Origin of the sequence: Limisalsivibrio acetivorans (assembly GCF_000421105.1) — a bacterium.
In the GTDB taxonomy this organism is placed as follows: domain Bacteria; phylum Chrysiogenota; class Deferribacteres; order Deferribacterales; family Geovibrionaceae; genus Limisalsivibrio; species Limisalsivibrio acetivorans.
In genome coordinates this window covers 1,351,381-1,368,564 of sequence record NZ_ATWF01000001.1, presented here as the reverse complement: position 1 = coordinate 1,368,564, position 17,184 = coordinate 1,351,381, and the positions used below count along the sequence as shown (strand labels likewise).

Here is a 17,184-nt window from a genome sequence, read left to right as displayed (position 1 = left end):
CTTATCAAGATCAATTCAAAGAAGGTTCTAAAACACAAATATATAGGCATGTACACGTATAGGGTTATGTGTTAGTCTTGTTGTGAATTAAAATAAGGAGGCGCTTATGCGAGACGACCCGGATAAGGATAGTTTGCCCAAAGATGAGACCGTTAGTGGTGTCATAGAGGCCTTTCTTCTAGAAAAGAAGGAAAAAGAACTAAAACCTGAGAAAAAAAAGCTAGAAAGTGAAGATGATTTTGAGAAGAGGGTGAAGATCCTGGAGAAGATCGATAAGATCAATGAGAAATTTACCCTCGAAAACTGGCTTGAAAATGCGGCTAAAGGAGTTGAGCCGGATAGACTTTCATCCTTAAGACTTGTTACTCATGCGCCTAAATACACTCACAAAGATGCTAAAGCCACAGGTGTGTTTTTACAGAACCCTCTATATAGCTCAGACGAGCTTGTAGGGACACATTCACTGAATGAAAAACCTTTGGATTGTATGGGAAACGCTGCTTATCTTGGAACATTTCCACTTTATAGATCCACAGTTAATGGAGTTCCAATATATGAGCTTTTTATGCGAAAAGATCCTGAATTGCTTAATGCATTATCAGATGATCCAGAAAAGTCAGAGGAGCTTTATAAAGCATTCTATCAAGCTCTCAACATAGGTGAACCCTATGCGGACACTCTGCTGAAACAGCTGTACTTCCCTGTGGGTTATTCATACCATCTCCTAACGCCCCTGTATCCTTCTGTAGTTGTTCATTATGTGCACAGATGTATGAGTGATATCAGGTTCTCCAAAGAAATTAAGGAGATTAGGGATCTGAAATCTAAAAATAAACCACACAGTTGCGGATACCGTTACTACCCTGATCTTGCTTTGCAGGGGGTTGGTGGCTCAAAGCCGCAGAACGCCAGTCAGCTTAACAGCCAGCGTGGTGGGCAAGGGTATCTGTTGCCCTCACTCCCGCCAAAGTGGGTATCAAAAGATACAAAGCCGATTCTGTATATCGAAGACCCCATTGAGAAGGTTTTTTCCAAAAGGAAAGATGTCTGGAGCCAGTTTAAGGGATACCTGCGCATATTGAAAAGGTATGAAGATCGTACAAACCTCGAGATTAGAGAAATGAGCAGCAAATATAGAGAGGCTCTACTGGACGAACTGACCCTTTTCACCTTTGAGATGCGACAACTCGAGCCTGGTTGGAGCAATGATGAAAACTGCCGATTGAACCAGTCTTTCAGGTTGTGGCTCGATTCCGGCATGGAAGTGGGTAACCTGGATGAGGAATATCAGAATATCGACTGGGTAGAGGATGTGGCTACGGCCTATGTGAAGTGGTTCACAAGAACCTTCGATAAAGAGGCTAAGAAGGCTAAGTATGAGAAACCTCTGGGAGATGAAGACATCGTTCAGGTTCGCAAAGAGGCTGCCGAAGTACTGAAGGATCTGGCTAGGGGGTTTGATAATGAGTAAAAAGCCCAATACACTCGTAACTCTGCCCCATGTTCGCATACAGAATGCGAATATGATCTCAGGTCCCTACTCATGGGGATTCCCTGCTGTGAGCAACTTTCTTGGCTTTGTCCATGCACTGCATAGGAAGCTCGGCGGTGCCGAAACCTCCTTCGATGGTGTGGGTATAGTCTGCCACGATTATGAGGCGCAGGTTTATCAGCCTGTTCCCTATGTTCCGCATCAGCTTAAGATAACCCGTAACCCCTACGATAGTAATGGAGACCCCTCCAGTACTCTGGAGGAGGGGCGTATTCACCTTGATGTAACACTCGTTATAGGCGTTTGGACTGCTGATACTACCGAAGCAGGACTTAAGGAACTGGCAGAGAAGGTTCTGGAAGCTTCTCAGTCTATGCGAATAGCCGGAGGTTCCGTTCTGCCACGGAGAAAAGAGGACCCTAAACCCTATGCCAGCCCTCTTTCTGATATTGATGATGAGAGAAAAGAGCAGATTGCTAGGCTGAAACGCAGGCTTATCCCTGGCTTTGTCCTTGTAGAAAGGGGAGATATTCTCAGCGAAAGGCTCAAGGAGATGCGTGTTGAGAACCCTGATTCAACAGCCCTTGATGCACTTCTGGATCTCTGTGCAGTGAAGGTTGAGCCGGAAATGTCGCCGGAGGAATATGAGGATAAGAAAGCAGAGAACGAGGATAAGGATTTCAATGTTACGTGGGGATTCCGCAGAGAACGCCCCGGCTGGCTTGTTCCTATCCCGGTGGGCTTCCTACCCATATCCGAGCTCTATGAGCCGGGTGTGGTCAAGAATGCCCGTGATAATGAGGTTCCCTTCCGGTTTGTGGAGGCGGCCTATTCCATGGGCGAATGGCTCAATCCCTTAAAGCTCAGGAATGCCGAGGATCTCATGTGGTACTACGAATCCGATCCCGAAATAGGGACATATCTTTGTAAACAAAAAAATAAATAAAATTAAGGAGAAATAATTATGAGTAATGTAAAGACACCGACAGTATTGGCGTTTGACAGGAAACTGGATGTATCAGATGGACTTTTCTATGCAGGAAACTGGGAAAACAGAGGAAAAGAAGGGTGGGAGACCATCCCCGTTCGTGAAAAGGCTGTTCGTGGAACAATCTCAAACTGGATGAAGACGAGTAAGCAGGACCCTGCGAAGATGGATGCCGCTGTGCAAAGCCCGAACCTGCAGACAGTGGATATTGCCGCACTCCCCGATACTGCGGATACGCTCAAGATTAACTTTACCCTCAGGGTCCTTGGCGGAACAGGCAAACCTTCAGCATGTAACGATTACGGCTACATGGCAAAGCTTAAAGATATTGTTGATGAGTATAATACTGAACACGGTTTTGGGATACTCGCGGAAAGGTACGCCCAGAATATCGCAAACGGCAGGTTTCTCTGGAGAAACAGGATAGGTGTTGAGGATGCCGAGATCCATGTCTCCAGAATCAAAAAGGGTGAAGCTGTCGAAAAATGGGTTTTCGATGCCCACAAGTTCTCCTTGAAGCGTTTTGGCGATAACAAAAGCGAGGACTTCAAGGCGCTTGTAAAGACAATAGAAGAAGGTCTCACCAGCGAGGACAACTATGTTCTCCTCGATATAACTGCCTACTCCCGTTTCGGTAGAGGGCAGGAGGTTTTTCCTTCCCAGGAACTTTCCCTGGATAAATCTAATGTAAAGGGAACAAAGAGCAAACTTCTTTATACTGTAGAGGAAACCGCCGCCATGCACTCTCAGAAGATAGGCAATGCAATCCGCACCATAGATACATGGTATCCGGAGGCGGATGAGCTCGAGCAGGGACCCATCGCCGTTGAGCCCTATGGCTCTGTTACATCCATGGGCAAGGCTTTCCGTCAACCTAAGATAGGTAAGAAGGATTTCTATAACCTCCTTGATAACTGGATGGAGAAGGACAAAAAGCCCGAAGAAGAACAGCAGCATTACATTATGGCAGTTTTTGTTCGAGGCGGAGTTTTTGGAAAAGGAAAGGAGAAGTAAGCCATGACCCACTATGTTGATATAAAGGCGGTGCCTCCTTCGGAGGTAACTGTTCCGGTGGTTCTTAACAAGGTTTTCTCAAGGTTTCATAAGGCCTTGGTTCAGGAGGACAGCCCCGAGCTTGCCGTCAGCTTTCCTAAGGAAGGTGTGAAGGACACAGGCTCACCCCTTGGCGATGTCATTCGTGTCCACGGGGAAGAGATGAGCCTTAAAAGGTTCATGGAGACAGGCTGGCTGGGTGGCATGCGTGACTACGTTCAGGCAGGGATGGTGAAATCTGTCCCCTCCGGTGCGGAGCATGTTGCTGTGCGCAGGGTTCAAGTTAAGAGCAGTATGGAGCGAGTCCGCCGCAGACAGATGAAACGCCACGGCTATACCGAAGAAGAAGCTAGAGAAAAATACCCCGATTCAGCAGAGAAAAGGACAAGAAAGCCCTTTATCAATGTAAAAAGCGGGAGCACAGAGCACAGTTTTCGCCTCTTTATCCAGCAGAAGCGTGTTAATGAACCCGGCGAGGGGGGCTTTAATAAGTATGGCTTAAGTAAAGGGGGCACAGTACCCCTTTTCTAACCCTTTTTTCAGAGCATTTTTTAAAGGGTTCCCTATCAGTGATTTAGGGAACCCTGAAAAAAAAAGGGTTTTTGCAACTAAATATTAGATATGGTATAGGTAGTATAGGTTTGCCCGATTTTGGGAACTGTTCACTGCCGCACAGGTAGCTTAGAAATGGACCGCATCAGCCCTCGTACAGCTTACGCAGTTCACTGCCGCACAGGTAGCTTAGAAATGCGCAGAAGGACGGCGGCCCTTCATGGTACGGTTCACTGCCGCACAGGTAGCTTAGAAAAGATGAATCTTCCGGGGGTGGATGATGCCTAGGTTCACTGCCGCACAGGTAGCTTAGAAAGGCAGGCAGATGCTTTTGCTGTACGAGTGCTAGTTCACTGCCGCACAGGTAGCTTAGAAAGAAGCGCACTGCGCCCATATCTTGTGATACCAGTTCACTGCCGCACAGGTAGCTTAGAAATTGAGGGTGGGAAGAAGTATATCAGGACAAAAGTTCACTGCCGCACAGGTAGCTTAGAAAACTGGAAGATTGTTGCCTGGTGGTCGTGTTCTGTTCACTGCCGCACAGGTAGCTTAGAAATCTTTGACAGCCAGGCAAGGACATTAGACGAGGTTCACTGCCGCACAGGTAGCTTAGAAAGTTATCAAGCTCCCCTTCAAGAGTTTTTTCAAGTTCACTGCCGCACAGGTAGCTTAGAAAGCAAGACCGCCGGGCGGCTTAAAGCTGAAGGGGTTCACTGCCGCACAGGTAGCTTAGAAATCATATTCAATAAAGCGTTCTTCACTATTAGTGTTCACTGCCGCACAGGTAGCTTAGAAATCTTAGATCAGCGCCTTTGAGATCGGCGTGCCGTTCACTGCCGCACAGGTAGCTTAGAAAACCGGCACAGGGAAAAGCTTGATCGGGATGTCGTTCACTGCCGCACAGGTAGCTTAGAAAATTCCACCGTAAAAAAGATGCGATCTCTAATAGTTCACTGCCGCACAGGTAGCTTAGAAATGCTGTGGTGTTGTTTTCAGTGATTACAGCGAGTTCACTGCCGCACAGGTAGCTTAGAAAGAAAGGGGCTTACTGGGAGATTGAAGAGGCTTGTTCACTGCCGCACAGGTAGCTTAGAAAATATCGTCGCACTCGCAACAAAATCCGGAGCTGTTCACTGCCGCACAGGTAGCTTAGAAATTTGTTTTGCGCCCGCCCCGCCCCGCAGGGGCGTTCACTGCCGCACAGGTAGCTTAGAAAAGCTCCGGTCCTATCCTTCCAGCTCCGGTCCTGTTCACTGCCGCACAGGTAGCTTAGAAACTTAATAGCAAAGGGTTGTAACAAGGGATACGGTTCACTGCCGCACAGGTAGCTTAGAAACACCGGAACTTACTTCAACGAACCTATCCGCAGTTCACTGCCGCACAGGTAGCTTAGAAACTTCGCAAAAGATTTGACCGCTTTCTAAAACAGTTCACTGCCGCACAGGTAGCTTAGAAATCTGATAGGTGTTATTAATAGTTACAACGTAAGTTCACTGCCGCACAGGTAGCTTAGAAATGTATATGAAACCATAGCTTTTACAATATAGCGTTCACTGCCGCACAGGTAGCTTAGAAAAGATACTTGTGTAGCCGGTGAGTTTATAATGAGTTCACTGCCGCACAGGTAGCTTAGAAACGCTTGAGCAAGCGGGTTCGGCTTGCTTTCTCGTTCACTGCCGCACAGGTAGCTTAGAAAAATGTCAACAAGCCTAGCAAAGTTTTTTGAAGGTTCACTGCCGCACAGGTAGCTTAGAAAACGGGAAGGACAACGTTCTGGGTATAATAACAGTTCACTGCCGCACAGGTAGCTTAGAAATGAGATTAGCTTTCTTCCCACCCTCGCTTTTCGTTCACTGCCGCACAGGTAGCTTAGAAAGGATATGTTTGATGACAAATTCTTGGAATTTGGTTCACTGCCGCACAGGTAGCTTAGAAATTACCAGCACCGACCGATTTTGTAGCACCTGAGTTCACTGCCGCACAGGTAGCTTAGAAACTGGCACGCTGATCTTTGGTGTGCTGATCTCGGTTCACTGCCGCACAGGTAGCTTAGAAACCACATATTTATCAAGGCAAAAACGGCAAACGGTTCACTGCCGCACAGGTAGCTTAGAAAAGACAATGCTACTACTCCGCCCATAGATATTAGTTCACTGCCGCACAGGTAGCTTAGAAAACACCCCGTACGCCCAGTGCCGTATGACATCATGTTCACTGCCGCACAGGTAGCTTAGAAATGTATCATCTGTTATTTCGACTTTGACGGTCGGTTCACTGCCGCACAGGTAGCTTAGAAAATATCGAAAAGTATATGAAGGTGTTTATCCTCGTTCACTGCCGCACAGGCAGCTTAGAAAGAAATCGAGCTTGCGACTAAATATGTCTTTGTGTTCACTGCCGCACAGGCAGCTTAGAAAAAATACACCATCATAATGTGTATCTAGCATTTGTTCACTGCCGCACAGGCAGTATTTTCATTATCAAGATTTGTTTTTAAGGGCCTGGATTCAATAATTAAGTGCAACTTTTAAGTAGTGGTCAAAAGAGGTCAGGTGCGTTAGCATCGTAGCTCTTTAACCACCACGTCAAAGGAGCACCGAATGAAGAACTATACACACCTGACCCGTGAACAAAGGTACCAGATTTATGTGCTGAGGAAAACCGGACATTCTCAGACGGACATAGCTGATTTGCTTAAAGTACATAAATCTACCATCAGCCGAGAGTTACGCAGAAACACAGGAGGTCGTGGTTATCGCCCAAAGCAAGCTCATCGCAAAGCTATTGAACGAAGAATGGACAAGGTCCCAAGACGGATTGCACAAACTGAATGGTATTTTGTTGAACGTCTTCTGCGTGAAGACTGGAGCCCTGAGCAGGTGAGCAATTGGCTAAATCAAAATTATGGAATAAACGTAAGTCATGAGCGTATCTACCAGCACATTCTTGAAGATAAAAGTCATGGTGGAACACTTTATACTCACCTGCGTTGCCGAAGAAAACGCAGGAAGCGATATGGTGTTTATGAACGCAGAGGAGAGATACATGGCAAGTTAAGCATTGAGCAGCGTCCAAGTATTGTAGAAGAGAAAGCGAGATTCGGAGACTGGGAAGTGGATACAGTTATAGGAAAAGGGAACAAGCAGGCGATTGTTTCTCTTATTGAGCGGAAGTCTTATCTGACACTTATACGCAAGGTAGAAAGAAAGACTGCTGTACTGGTGACAAAAGCGGTTATAGAAATGTTGAAACCGATATCACACCTAGTCCATACAATCACTTCCGATAACGGGAAAGAGTTTGCAGGACATGCCGAAATATCTGAGATACTAGGGGCTGAATTCTACTTTGCTCATCCATATGCTTCGTGGGAACGCGGAATAAACGAAAATACAAACGGACTCATTAGGCAGTATGTACCAAAGAGTAGGATGCTTGAAAGTGTTGATGATATAGAGATTCAGAATATTATGCAGAAACTAAACAACAGACCAAGAAAAGCAACTGGATATAAAACTCCTAACCAGATACTATTCTCTATAGACCCCGTTGCACTTGCTAGTTGAATTCAGGGGGGTTTCAGGGGAACTTTTTACATAAAAATATCCACTGAATTAACCAGGGAAATTCGTGATCCTGAGAATTTCCCTGGTCTGATTTTATCTATGGAATTTACCATCCATGGAAATTCCATTGTTGTTCGGGCAAGGAGACCTTACCCTCTCGTACTTCCGGCTACATAAATTGAATAAAATTCAATTTAACTCCGCCTTCAGGGCTTCCATCCTTGGAAGCCTTTTATGCATCAACCTTAAAACTGCTCCCAAAATGGGTTTTTAAGGGGATTCTAAGGGGAAAGTTTTCCCTAAAAATTTCCCCTTAGTCTTTATTTTATTTATGGAATTTACCATTCATGGAAATTCCATTGTTGTTCGGGCAAAGAAACTTTGCCCTCTCGTACTTCCGGCTACATAAATTGAATAGAATTCAATTTAACTCCACCTTCAGGGCTTCCATCCTTGGAAGCCTTTTATGTATCAACCTTAAAATTGCTCACAAAAAGGGTTTTTGAGGGGTGCGGGGAACTTTGTTCCCTAAAAAGTTCCCTGCGTTCTTTTCCTTTCATACTATAATACTAAATTAGGCACAAACTTATTTGTCTTGCGCTTATGCGCCACATACTTTTTAGAAAAGTATGCAAAACTATTCCCTCAGGGTTTTTAATCCGTCATTGTTATCAGCATTTTAATAAAATACTGATAACTGATAACGGTTCCCTCGCTTCGCACTTCCTTTTCCTGAATATTTCCTGATTCTGAGGAGGTTATTAACTTATCACAGATAACCGAAGCCATTATTCATACATTCAGCACTAGTTATCGTGCGGGAAATATTCCGGGCGGAAAAGTAAGCACTTGCTCGGCTTAAAAACATTCGGGGAAGAAACGAAAGGGACGTGGACGCAATATCATAGTGTCGTGAGTTATGATTGCTGGCAAAATAGGTTCACACGGGGCACGTTGTTTTGCTCGCACCGGGCACGTGACAGCATGCCTCTGGCGAATTAATCTGGGAAAATCATAATTCCAAAAAAACCTTTATTATATAATCGTCATATCTTTGGCTTTTTTTATGGCGCCTTTCTTGGATTTCACATGCAGTTTTGAGTATATGTTCTTGTAGTGGGTGTGTACTGTATAGCGGCTGATTCCCATCATTTCGGCTGTTTGGTTATAGGTATACCCTTTATCGGCGTATTCGAGGACGGTTTTTTCTCTGTCTGTGAGCAGTCCGCTGTTGTCGTCCCCTTCTCGAAAGAACTGCAGTACACGTCTTGCGATTTTGGGGCTCATGGGCACTTCGCCGTTGTACAGTTTTTTGAGGTGCTCAAACAGCTCAACGGGTGATGAGCCCTTTAGGATGTAGCCTCTGGCGCCCGCACGGAGTGCATCGAACAGGACTCGACTGTCTTCGTGGACAGTATTAACAAGGATAAGTGCTTCGGGCTGTTTCTCTGTACATGTTTTAACGACGTCCAGACCACTGAGTTCTTCGCCGAGCTCAAGGTCCACAACGGCGATATCAATATCCTTTTTATCTGTGATTTTGCAAAACTCTTCGTGGGATGATGCAACGCCCACCAGTTCGTATTCGTCGGAGGCGTTGTAGATAACACGCATAACCTCAGCGTAGTTTTCGTCATCTTCCACGAGCAGAACCCGTATCTTTTCATTTGCCATTTTTATAGCCCCGATGAGATCTGTACATTTATTGAGGTTCCTTTCTCTGATGAAATACTAATATCGCCGCCAAGGCCTTCTATCCTCTTGATCATGTTCTTAATTCCCCGGCCTCTCTTATTGTCTGAACTAAAGCCTTTACCATTATCTTTGATAACCAGTTTTATATCATTTCCGTCGAAAGCAATAAAGGATTCAATTGCAGCCGCTTCCGAATGTTTAACACTGTTCACCACGCTTTCTTTAAAAAGTCTTATCACGTTTATATAAACTATAAAGCTTACGGATGTTTCGCCATGCTCATTTATATCCTCTGTGTGAGTAAAGTCGATTCCTGTGCCTTCTGTGAAGATGTTTCCGATGTGCCTGAGATCCCCTGTAAGCTCATTCATTGTGGGTTCATCTCTGTCGTAGGAGTTCAACATAAGCCTTATCTCTCGGCTTGTTTCTGTAGCTATACTATTGATGTTGCTGAGCGAAACCTTCATTGACTCCTGATCGCCGAAGGGTGGTGCAGAGATAGCACTGATTACGGATATACTCCCACCGATACCGTCGTGGATATCGCTGATAAGAACCTTCTTTTCTTCAATCTTGTGGATGTCATCCTGCATCTTCAGGTAACGAGTGTGGGCGGTTATATCAGATATATAAAGCATATAGCCGGCAGTGTTGCTTTCATCATCGGTGAAGATGTACAGACTGAGCGAATATACCGCCGAGCCGAGCTCCACATATTTAGAAACCGAACGTTCGAAAAATGAAAATACCTCTTCCATCTCCAGATTCAGTGAATTGAGGAAACCCTTAAGCGTAGGCTTCTCGTTTTTTATGAAGTCGCTGGCCTTCCGGTTTGATTCAACAAACCTGCCTAGCCTGTCGAAAACAAGCACACCTGCATCGATATGGTTCACAACTGCATCCTTGGCGAGCTTTGTTATATCCAGAAAGCCGAAACGGTGGATAAGAAAGTAGTGGATGACAGAGGTAAGAACGATTGTATAGGCAAAAATATCCATATGGGTCTGCCCTGTTACAAAGGGGAGACCACCCACAACTGCAATGATAATGGCCACAAGCTGTGTAAGATGCATAAAACGCTTTGACCCGGAGGACTGTACAGCCTCGTATAGATAAAGAATCATAGTTATGAATATCAGCAGATAGATATAGCCGAGGTAACCTGTAAAAAACCAGATGCCAAGCTCCGGTTTCATAATGGTTACGCCGTAGGAGAGTGTGTGGAGTTCTGCTCCGGTCCTGAAGTAGTGGTTCAGGCTCCCCCATACCATATAAAGGTTAACTACAGCACCGATTATGGAGAAAACGCCCAGCCACATGGGGGGTAGTCTGCGCTGGGTTATCATGTAGCTTGCCGCCAGCCAGGTTGCGGGGACTATGCACATCCCAGAGACCTTTATGTTGGCCCAGAAAACCTTCATCTCAATGGTGACGGACATCGTCTGGAATAGGTATCCGGTGACATAGACAAGCATGCTGAGCATGTATAGCCCGAAGAATCGGTATACGGGCTCTTTGTGGTATTTTAGTGTTATGACAGCTATATACAGTGCTAGTGCGAAGATGAAGAGGACAGGGATGGAGGTTAAGTCTAGCTTGAGGCCGTATAAAGGGGGCATATCTAACATCCAGTATTGCTGTATTGGCAAATTGGCCGTTTTTTACTTATATCATATAGCCCGGCTTTTTGTCATGTTTAGAATAACATAAGCGAGAGAGTGTCCAAAAAAAGGACCCCCGAAAAGGGAGCCCTTTGAGTTTGTTTACTTATTGAACGGTGCCGAGATGCCTTTATGCAACAGTTAAGTGTGAAAGATTTTATAAATGTAGACATATTCTCAGGAAATGTCAAAAAATAACCCGCACACCTGTGAAGGCGTGCGGGTTGATTATATTGATGCGCTGTTATCTTTACTTTGCCGTCTGCAGTATCTTCCTTGATACCTCGGGGGTGACATCTCCCCTTTCGGAAAGGGCTGTCATGCCGTGCTTTTCAAGGTTTGCGATTATTTTGTCGATATCCTCATCGCCGAGATCGTAGCTTGAAAGATCCGTGGGTATGTCGAGGCTGTGGAAGAATTCCTCTGTTTTCTGGATAGCCTTGTCGATCTTCTCATCGTCGGAGCCTTCGGTTATGTTCCATACCCTTTCTGCGTACTGGAGAAGCTTTTCACCCTTATCCTGTTTCTTCACCTTCCAGAGTGCGGGCATAACAACGGCGAGGGTTTTTGCATGGTCTATTCCATAGAGAGCTGTCAGCTCATGGCCGATCATGTGGGTTGTGTAGTCGCCGGGAACGCCTGCGCCGATGAGACCGTTGAGCGCCATGGTGGAACACCATACGAGGTTTGCCCTTGCGTCGTAGTCCTCGGGGTTGTCCATGGTCTTCCTGCCGATCTCGATGAGTGTCTGGAGGATCCCTTCTGCTGTTCTATCCTGAAACCTTCCCTCGGCGGGGTAGGTCATGTACTGCTCTATGACGTGTACAAAGCTGTCCACAATACCGTTTGCCACCTGTGTTGCGGGGAGTGTGAAGGTGAACTCGGGATCGAGTATGGAGAACCTGGGGTAGTTGAGAGGGCTCATTACGGGCAGCTTGTCTTCGCCGTCGCTCACAACTGCGCCCATGTTCATCTCTGAACCGGTAGCGGGGAGTGTGACAACGGTTCCGAGGGGGAGCGCACTCTCAGCGGGAACACCCTTAAAACCGAAGCTGAGGATCTTCTTCTCTTCGCCTACGTAGTTGTTTGCCGCAAGGGCGATGAACTTCGTGCCATCCATTACCGAACCGCCGCCAACTGCGAGGAGGAAGTCGATTTTCTCCTTGCGGACAATCTCAACGGCTTTCATGAGGGTGTCGAACTTAGGGTTGGGCTCGATCCCTTCGAAGAGGAAAACGTTTCTATCGGACTTGGCAAGCTCCTCCTGAACCTTGTCCAGCACGCCGTTCTTTTTAACGCTTCCGCCGCCTATGGTTATGAGTATATTTGCATTTTTAGGAACAAGACCATCGAGCTTTTCGGTCTGTCCTTTTCCAAAAACAATCTGTGTCGGGTTGTAGAAACTGAAGTTAAGCATTTTTACCTCTCATTGATGTTATGATTTTTCAGCCTATCAGAATATAAAAGCTATGCAAAGGTGAGCGAGTGTAAGAATTATATCATTTTACAGCACTCAGTCCTTTAAGCAGGCTTTTGTGCTTAGCTATACATTATATCACATTATCTATGGCTAATTTGGTTTGTTTTTCTGACCAAGTTCTCAGTTTACCAGTTAATTACGTTAAGCATCGACTCAGCATGGGGCTCGAAGGCTTGTTGTCTTGTGAATATTTAGAAAAGTTGGGTTATAATTGTCATATATATGCACATATGACCTATATGGGCAGTGGGGGACTGTTATGACTAAATGTATTAGATTGTTGTTTATATACTGTTCTGCATTCATTATGGCATCATGCGGCGCTTCCATTGATGATATTACGCAGGACTCAGAGGTTGAGCCCGTTGTTGTGGGTGTGGACGAGCTATCTGGCCCTGAAATGTCAATGGCGTCACTTTTCGGATACAGCAGTGATGATAACATGTTTTTCAATCAGCATATCACAACGGGCATGGGTCTTGAGTTAACGAAAGGCTCATGGGATAAGCACCATAAATGGCACCCTATGACAAGCTTTGAACTGGATGGCCGCTACTACATAATGGGGCATAAGGAGAAGGACAATTCATGGTTTATCCAAAGAGTTCTTCCTTCAGGGGATCTTGGGAAAGAGACGGATAGAGGCAGTTGGTCCAGATACTATAAAACCCTTAAGGCACTTGAGGTTGACGGCAAGGTGTTTATCTTTGGCCAGTCTGAGCATGATAACAACCGGTGGTTTCTTCAGGAGGTTTACGGAAATGGAAAGCTGGCCTCCCACGAGTCCGATAACGGCCACTGGCACCATTATTACGGTGCGGTGACACAGGTTCCTGTCTCAAACAGGATGTGTCTTTACCATCAGGATGATAATCACGAGCATGGCAGGGGGTACTTTTGGTCCATAGACTGTATTAATTCGAAGGGGCATCTCTGGAATAAGGACAGCGGCTACTTTGAACATTACTGGCCGACTGTTACAGCGTACAGGCTCGGCGGCAGAACCCATATATTCGGTCACCGTAAGAGATGGACAGGGCATGGTGACTGGTTTCTCCAGCACGTTACCCATACGGGGAGTATGGGTGCCCAGACCGACAGCGGAACATGGAATAACTACTACAAATCGATAACTAGCTTTGAATACAAGGGGAGATACTACCTTGTCGGGCACAATACAGATAAGCATTACTTCATCCAGCATATGACCCACCACGGAAATATGAAGGAGGAGACAGACCACGGAAGCTGGGCACACTTCTATGACTCCCTGCTTTCTTTGGGTTTTGATGAACTTTATTTCAACAAAAAGAACTGGATGGGGAGGCTTAATGAAACCATCGGAGATAGAAAGCTCTCCCAGATTGCCATGCCAGGCTCCCATGATTCTGGGATGAATGCGGACGATAGACACGACTGCCACGATGCCTTTGAGTGTAATACTGTTACACAGCTGGGGGACATTGAGCATCAGCTCCATCACGGTGCACGCTATTTCGATATTCGGCCGACCCTTCAGTACAGCGATTACGGCAACAGATGGTGCACCGCCCATACGACAAACGTGAACGGCGCCTCCTTGGGGTGTAAAGGTGAGTGCAGAGGCTCCATAGTCGATACACTTAATAATTTCTTTGAGGATGAAGACCACAGCAAGGAGCTGGTTATTCTGAAAGTGTCACACTGTAGTTCATACCCGGGGCTGGATTTTTATGATTGTTCCGATGAGCAGCTGGAGGTCTTGGCCCACTCCCTTGCGGAGGATCTTTCCGAATATGTTATAAGGTGCGACGGTTGTGATATCCGGGAGATGACCCTTAACGAGATCCTTGAACACGGCAATATCTTACTTGTATTCACAAGCGGACCGAGGGACAGAAACGCAGGGGTGTTCAGCTGGGGGTACGGCGGCGGTACAGACTATTACCTCTCCGACAACTTTTCCAACACGGAAGATTTTCATCATATGCAGAAGAATCAGTACGATAAAATGAGGGACTCTAAAAATCATTCAAGCGATAAGCTTTTCCTGCTCTCCTGGACCTTAACTCTCAGCACCAAAGACGTTGTGGGGTGTACGGTTATGCCGAATACAAGCATATTGAACCTTGCCTATAAGGCCACACCCAGAATCTTTGAGTATATAAACGAATGGAAGAAGGATGGCGGAATAACTAAAAAGTATTTCCCTAATGTTATCTATGCTGATGCAATTGAGGGCACAGCGGCGAGTGCTTCGATATTTCTTAACTCTGTTTATGATCATTTGCCGGAGTAAGGGCTGATTTTTTTGAGTTTGAGTATACAATGGAGTGGTGTAAATGCCGCTCCTTTTTTGTTTAAACCGTTAAGGATGGGTTGTCTTTCGCAGGTGGTATATATATTCATTGATATAAACGAATGCTTGCAATATTATTTATTAAAGGAGACACAATGGAAGACAGGTGGAATGAGTTTGCAGGTTTTCTGGAGAAATTCAGCGGCCTTTTCTGGGAGCTTGAGCTAAAGCGTTCTCGGATAACCTTCCTGAACGATACCGAGCTTGAGGTTCTGGGTGTGGATACTGGAAGGTTCCTTAAGGATCCGATTCTCCGTGAGAAGCTCATCCACGAAGACGATAAAGCGAAGTTCGAACGTTTCCTCTCCTGTATGAAAGAGAACAGAGATGCCAGCTGCACCTTCAGGGTGAGTTCGGGGAGTGATGAATGGCGCTGGCTAAGGATCGTTGGCTCTCCGGCAGTTTCAAACGGCGGCTACTATTATGGTGTTCTCCTGGACGTTCATGATTCCATCGAAGAAGCTGTTAATGCTGAAAAAAAGAACGAACTTGATTCGTTCTCCATTGAGATGTTCGACTTCCCAGTGCTGCTGGCAGACTTTAAAACGAAGAAGATCCTCTCGGCGAACAGTGCTGCGAGGATGGTTTTTAAGACCGAGCATGAAGAGGTCACAAAGCTGGAGATGGAGGATATCCTCTCGATCCAGTCCTTTCATAATATCAATGATATACTCGAAAGCGTAAGCTCCAAAGGCTCCTGGAACGGCCAGGTTTATTACAAGAGAAAGCCCGATGAGGTGTTTACTGCCAAGTCCAAGTTCAGGCTTATCTACTGCAACGGCAGGTGGATAATCCGCCTCTCAATCATAGATATACAGGATTTTCTCAAGGATGGTGCGCTGGACCAGAAGGTTGAGGAGAGTGAGCTTGCCCGTTATTCCGAGGAGCTTGCACAAAGGATAAAGTCCCTGGATGACCCCGATGAATTCCTTGATGTAATGCTGAACAACCAGCCAGACGGGGTGGGGTACGAGGCGATAATCTTCTCGGATGTATATTCAAAGAAGAACAAGGTTGTTGTTTATCATGCTGGTGACATCTTCTCCACCCTTAAGCAAGGTGAAAGCTTCGCATATATTGGAACCATCGCCCAGGACATGAACCACTTCAGGCTGGAGCATCTCATTGTGGACGATACCCTCGACAGCATCAAGTCCATCGACTGGGCACTTTTCATACCGAAGGGTGTGCGGTCATACTTCGCAAAAGCCTTTTATATCAGGGGTGTGGTTCGTTCTGTTATGATCCTCTGCTCCTCCAGACCCAATGCCTATCATTCGGATAATCTTCCTTTCTATAAGGCACTTTATAAGCCCTTTGAGGTTGGCACCAAGTGCTGGCGCAAATCAAAAAGATAATACCGTTTTAAAACAGAAAAGGTCTTATTTACACGCCGTTGTCTAATCGTGAACCACGTTTAATTGATTATATAAATATTCTCTATAGGCTCATAACTGGCTCTGGATATGGTCCTAAAATAGTCATCTGGTTGGACCAGTTTGTATTTACTAGCCACATTATCAGCAAATATGATAAATAATCTTGACATAAATGCTCCTGCACATATACTCTTAATTAGTCTTAAAATTAAATAGCGTTCTATTTAGTTGCAGGAGTGTAATATGAGAAGGAAGGAGACAGAGCAGAAACTCGCCCGCTATATCATCGAAGAAAACATGAACAACGGTCAACGTTTGCCGGCGGAGCGTGTATTGAAGGGTATCCTGGGCACAAGCAGGAATACCCTGCGTGAGGTTCTGCACTCCTTCAGCAGTATCGGTATTCTCGAACTGAAACCGAGAAGCGGTTATAAATTAAAATCCAAGGAGCTTCTCGGAAAATTTGCCTCCGGCAAGGATATGAAAGAGCGCTGTACGGATTTCATCGCATTTCAGCAGGCTGTACTCCCCGGCATGTTCAGCCGTCTTATGGAAGATATCTCCGAAGAGGTTATCTACTCCTGCGAGGCCATCCTCACAAAGGCCGCCACAGTAACCCTTGAAAACAGCAGGGAGGGGCTGGCCGAATCATATAAAGAGTTCTACCTCCTTCTCTCCTCGGGTACGGATAATGAGTTCGTTGAGAAGTTTCTTGTCTCTACGGGGTGTCAGTTTGAGGAGATGATAAAGGCCTCTTCACCCAGAAAAACAGATTACAGCGGTTTCTTCAGCACATTCACTTCTCTGGTCAAAGCGATGAAAAACAAAACGGAAAGGATCGAAGATCCGGTATGCAGGCATCTTGATGCCATAGAGATGTTTCTGCTGCCGGACAGGAAGGATAAAGGGACTGAACACCCACCGGGCGAGGTTCTCGGTGGCGTTTTCAACAAGCATAAGCATATTAACGGAGGTTAGGC

Annotated in this window: 11 protein-coding genes and 1 CRISPR repeat array; of the genes, 8 read left to right on the top strand and 3 right to left on the bottom strand. The window is 45.8% G+C overall.

What is annotated here, in order from left to right:
* Nucleotides 1-106: 106 nt before the first annotated feature.
* The 5 genes from csy1 (at nucleotide 107) to K300_RS14830 (ending at nucleotide 7,651) form a co-directional block, all read left to right on the top strand.
* Entirely contained in the window at nucleotides 107-1,471 is a 1,365-nt protein-coding gene (gene csy1 / locus K300_RS0106520; protein WP_022850861.1) for a type I-F CRISPR-associated protein Csy1, read from the top strand.
* Nucleotides 1,464-2,438: a type I-F CRISPR-associated protein Csy2 gene (gene csy2 / locus K300_RS0106515; protein ID WP_022850860.1), complete on the top strand. Its 975-nt coding sequence runs from the start codon at nucleotides 1,464-1,466 to the stop codon at nucleotides 2,436-2,438. Before csy1 ends, csy2 begins: the two co-directional genes overlap by 8 nt.
* Nucleotides 2,439-2,456: 18 nt before the next feature.
* Nucleotides 2,457-3,494, top strand: coding sequence for a type I-F CRISPR-associated protein Csy3 (gene csy3, locus K300_RS0106510; RefSeq protein WP_022850859.1), 1,038 nt, complete (start codon nucleotides 2,457-2,459; stop codon nucleotides 3,492-3,494).
* Between the two features lie 3 nt (nucleotides 3,495-3,497).
* Entirely contained in the window at nucleotides 3,498-4,064 is a 567-nt protein-coding gene (gene cas6f / locus K300_RS0106505) for a type I-F CRISPR-associated endoribonuclease Cas6/Csy4 (RefSeq protein WP_022850858.1), read from the top strand.
* Nucleotides 4,065-4,193: 129 nt separating this feature from the next.
* A CRISPR array of direct repeats spans nucleotides 4,194-6,502; the repeat unit is 28 nt; unit sequence GTTCACTGCCGCACAGGTAGCTTAGAAA.
* A gap of 183 nt (nucleotides 6,503-6,685) precedes the next feature.
* Nucleotides 6,686-7,651 (top strand): IS30 family transposase, encoded by a 966-nt coding sequence (locus K300_RS14830; RefSeq protein WP_022849865.1) that lies wholly within the window; start codon nucleotides 6,686-6,688, stop codon nucleotides 7,649-7,651.
* Nucleotides 7,652-8,686: 1,035 nt separating this feature from the next.
* Here K300_RS14830 and K300_RS0106495 read toward each other — a convergent pair.
* The 3 genes from K300_RS0106495 to K300_RS0106485 all read right to left on the bottom strand — a co-directional run bounded on the left by K300_RS0106495 (nucleotide 8,687) and on the right by K300_RS0106485 (nucleotide 12,424).
* Nucleotides 8,687-9,325, bottom strand: a complete 639-nt coding sequence (locus K300_RS0106495) for a response regulator (protein WP_022850857.1) — start codon at nucleotides 9,323-9,325, stop codon at nucleotides 8,687-8,689.
* 2 nt (nucleotides 9,326-9,327) lie between these two features.
* Entirely contained in the window at nucleotides 9,328-10,965 is a 1,638-nt protein-coding gene (locus K300_RS0106490; protein WP_022850856.1) for a sensor histidine kinase, read from the bottom strand.
* 292 nt (nucleotides 10,966-11,257) lie between these two features.
* On the bottom strand, nucleotides 11,258-12,424 hold the full coding sequence (locus K300_RS0106485; protein ID WP_022850855.1) for an iron-containing alcohol dehydrogenase: 1,167 nt from the start codon (nucleotides 12,422-12,424) through the stop codon (nucleotides 11,258-11,260).
* Nucleotides 12,425-12,794: 370 nt separating this feature from the next.
* Between K300_RS0106485 and K300_RS0106480 the strand changes: the two genes are divergently transcribed.
* From K300_RS0106480 to K300_RS0106465, 3 genes are all read left to right on the top strand, one after another.
* Nucleotides 12,795-14,765, top strand: coding sequence for a PI-PLC domain-containing protein (locus tag K300_RS0106480; RefSeq protein WP_162139862.1), 1,971 nt, complete (start codon nucleotides 12,795-12,797; stop codon nucleotides 14,763-14,765).
* Nucleotides 14,766-14,920: 155 nt separating this feature from the next.
* Nucleotides 14,921-16,183: a PAS domain-containing protein gene (locus K300_RS0106475; protein ID WP_022850853.1), complete on the top strand. Its 1,263-nt coding sequence runs from the start codon at nucleotides 14,921-14,923 to the stop codon at nucleotides 16,181-16,183.
* Nucleotides 16,184-16,447: 264 nt separating this feature from the next.
* Nucleotides 16,448-17,182 carry a GntR family transcriptional regulator gene (locus K300_RS0106465; protein WP_022850852.1) on the top strand — a complete coding sequence of 245 codons (735 nt, stop codon included), beginning with the start codon at nucleotides 16,448-16,450 and terminating at the stop codon, nucleotides 17,180-17,182.
* Nucleotides 17,183-17,184: the final 2 nt, after the last annotated feature.

Bases quoted from the DNA above. Each gene is read 5' to 3' on its own strand.
- csy1 (WP_022850861.1), top strand. From the start codon at position 107: ATGCGAGACGACCCGGATAAGGATAGTTTGCCCAAAGATGAGACCGTT.
- csy2 (WP_022850860.1), top strand. From the start codon at position 1,464: ATGAGTAAAAAGCCCAATACACTCGTAACTCTGCCCCATGTTCGCATA.
- csy3 (WP_022850859.1), top strand. From the start codon at position 2,457: ATGAGTAATGTAAAGACACCGACAGTATTGGCGTTTGACAGGAAACTG.
- cas6f (WP_022850858.1), top strand. From the start codon at position 3,498: ATGACCCACTATGTTGATATAAAGGCGGTGCCTCCTTCGGAGGTAACT.
- K300_RS14830 (WP_022849865.1), top strand. From the start codon at position 6,686: ATGAAGAACTATACACACCTGACCCGTGAACAAAGGTACCAGATTTAT.
- K300_RS0106495 (WP_022850857.1), bottom strand. From the start codon at position 9,325: ATGGCAAATGAAAAGATACGGGTTCTGCTCGTGGAAGATGACGAAAAC.
- K300_RS0106490 (WP_022850856.1), bottom strand. From the start codon at position 10,965: ATGCCCCCTTTATACGGCCTCAAGCTAGACTTAACCTCCATCCCTGTC.
- K300_RS0106485 (WP_022850855.1), bottom strand. From the start codon at position 12,424: ATGCTTAACTTCAGTTTCTACAACCCGACACAGATTGTTTTTGGAAAA.
- K300_RS0106480 (WP_162139862.1), top strand. From the start codon at position 12,795: ATGGCATCATGCGGCGCTTCCATTGATGATATTACGCAGGACTCAGAG.
- K300_RS0106475 (WP_022850853.1), top strand. From the start codon at position 14,921: ATGGAAGACAGGTGGAATGAGTTTGCAGGTTTTCTGGAGAAATTCAGC.
- K300_RS0106465 (WP_022850852.1), top strand. From the start codon at position 16,448: ATGAGAAGGAAGGAGACAGAGCAGAAACTCGCCCGCTATATCATCGAA.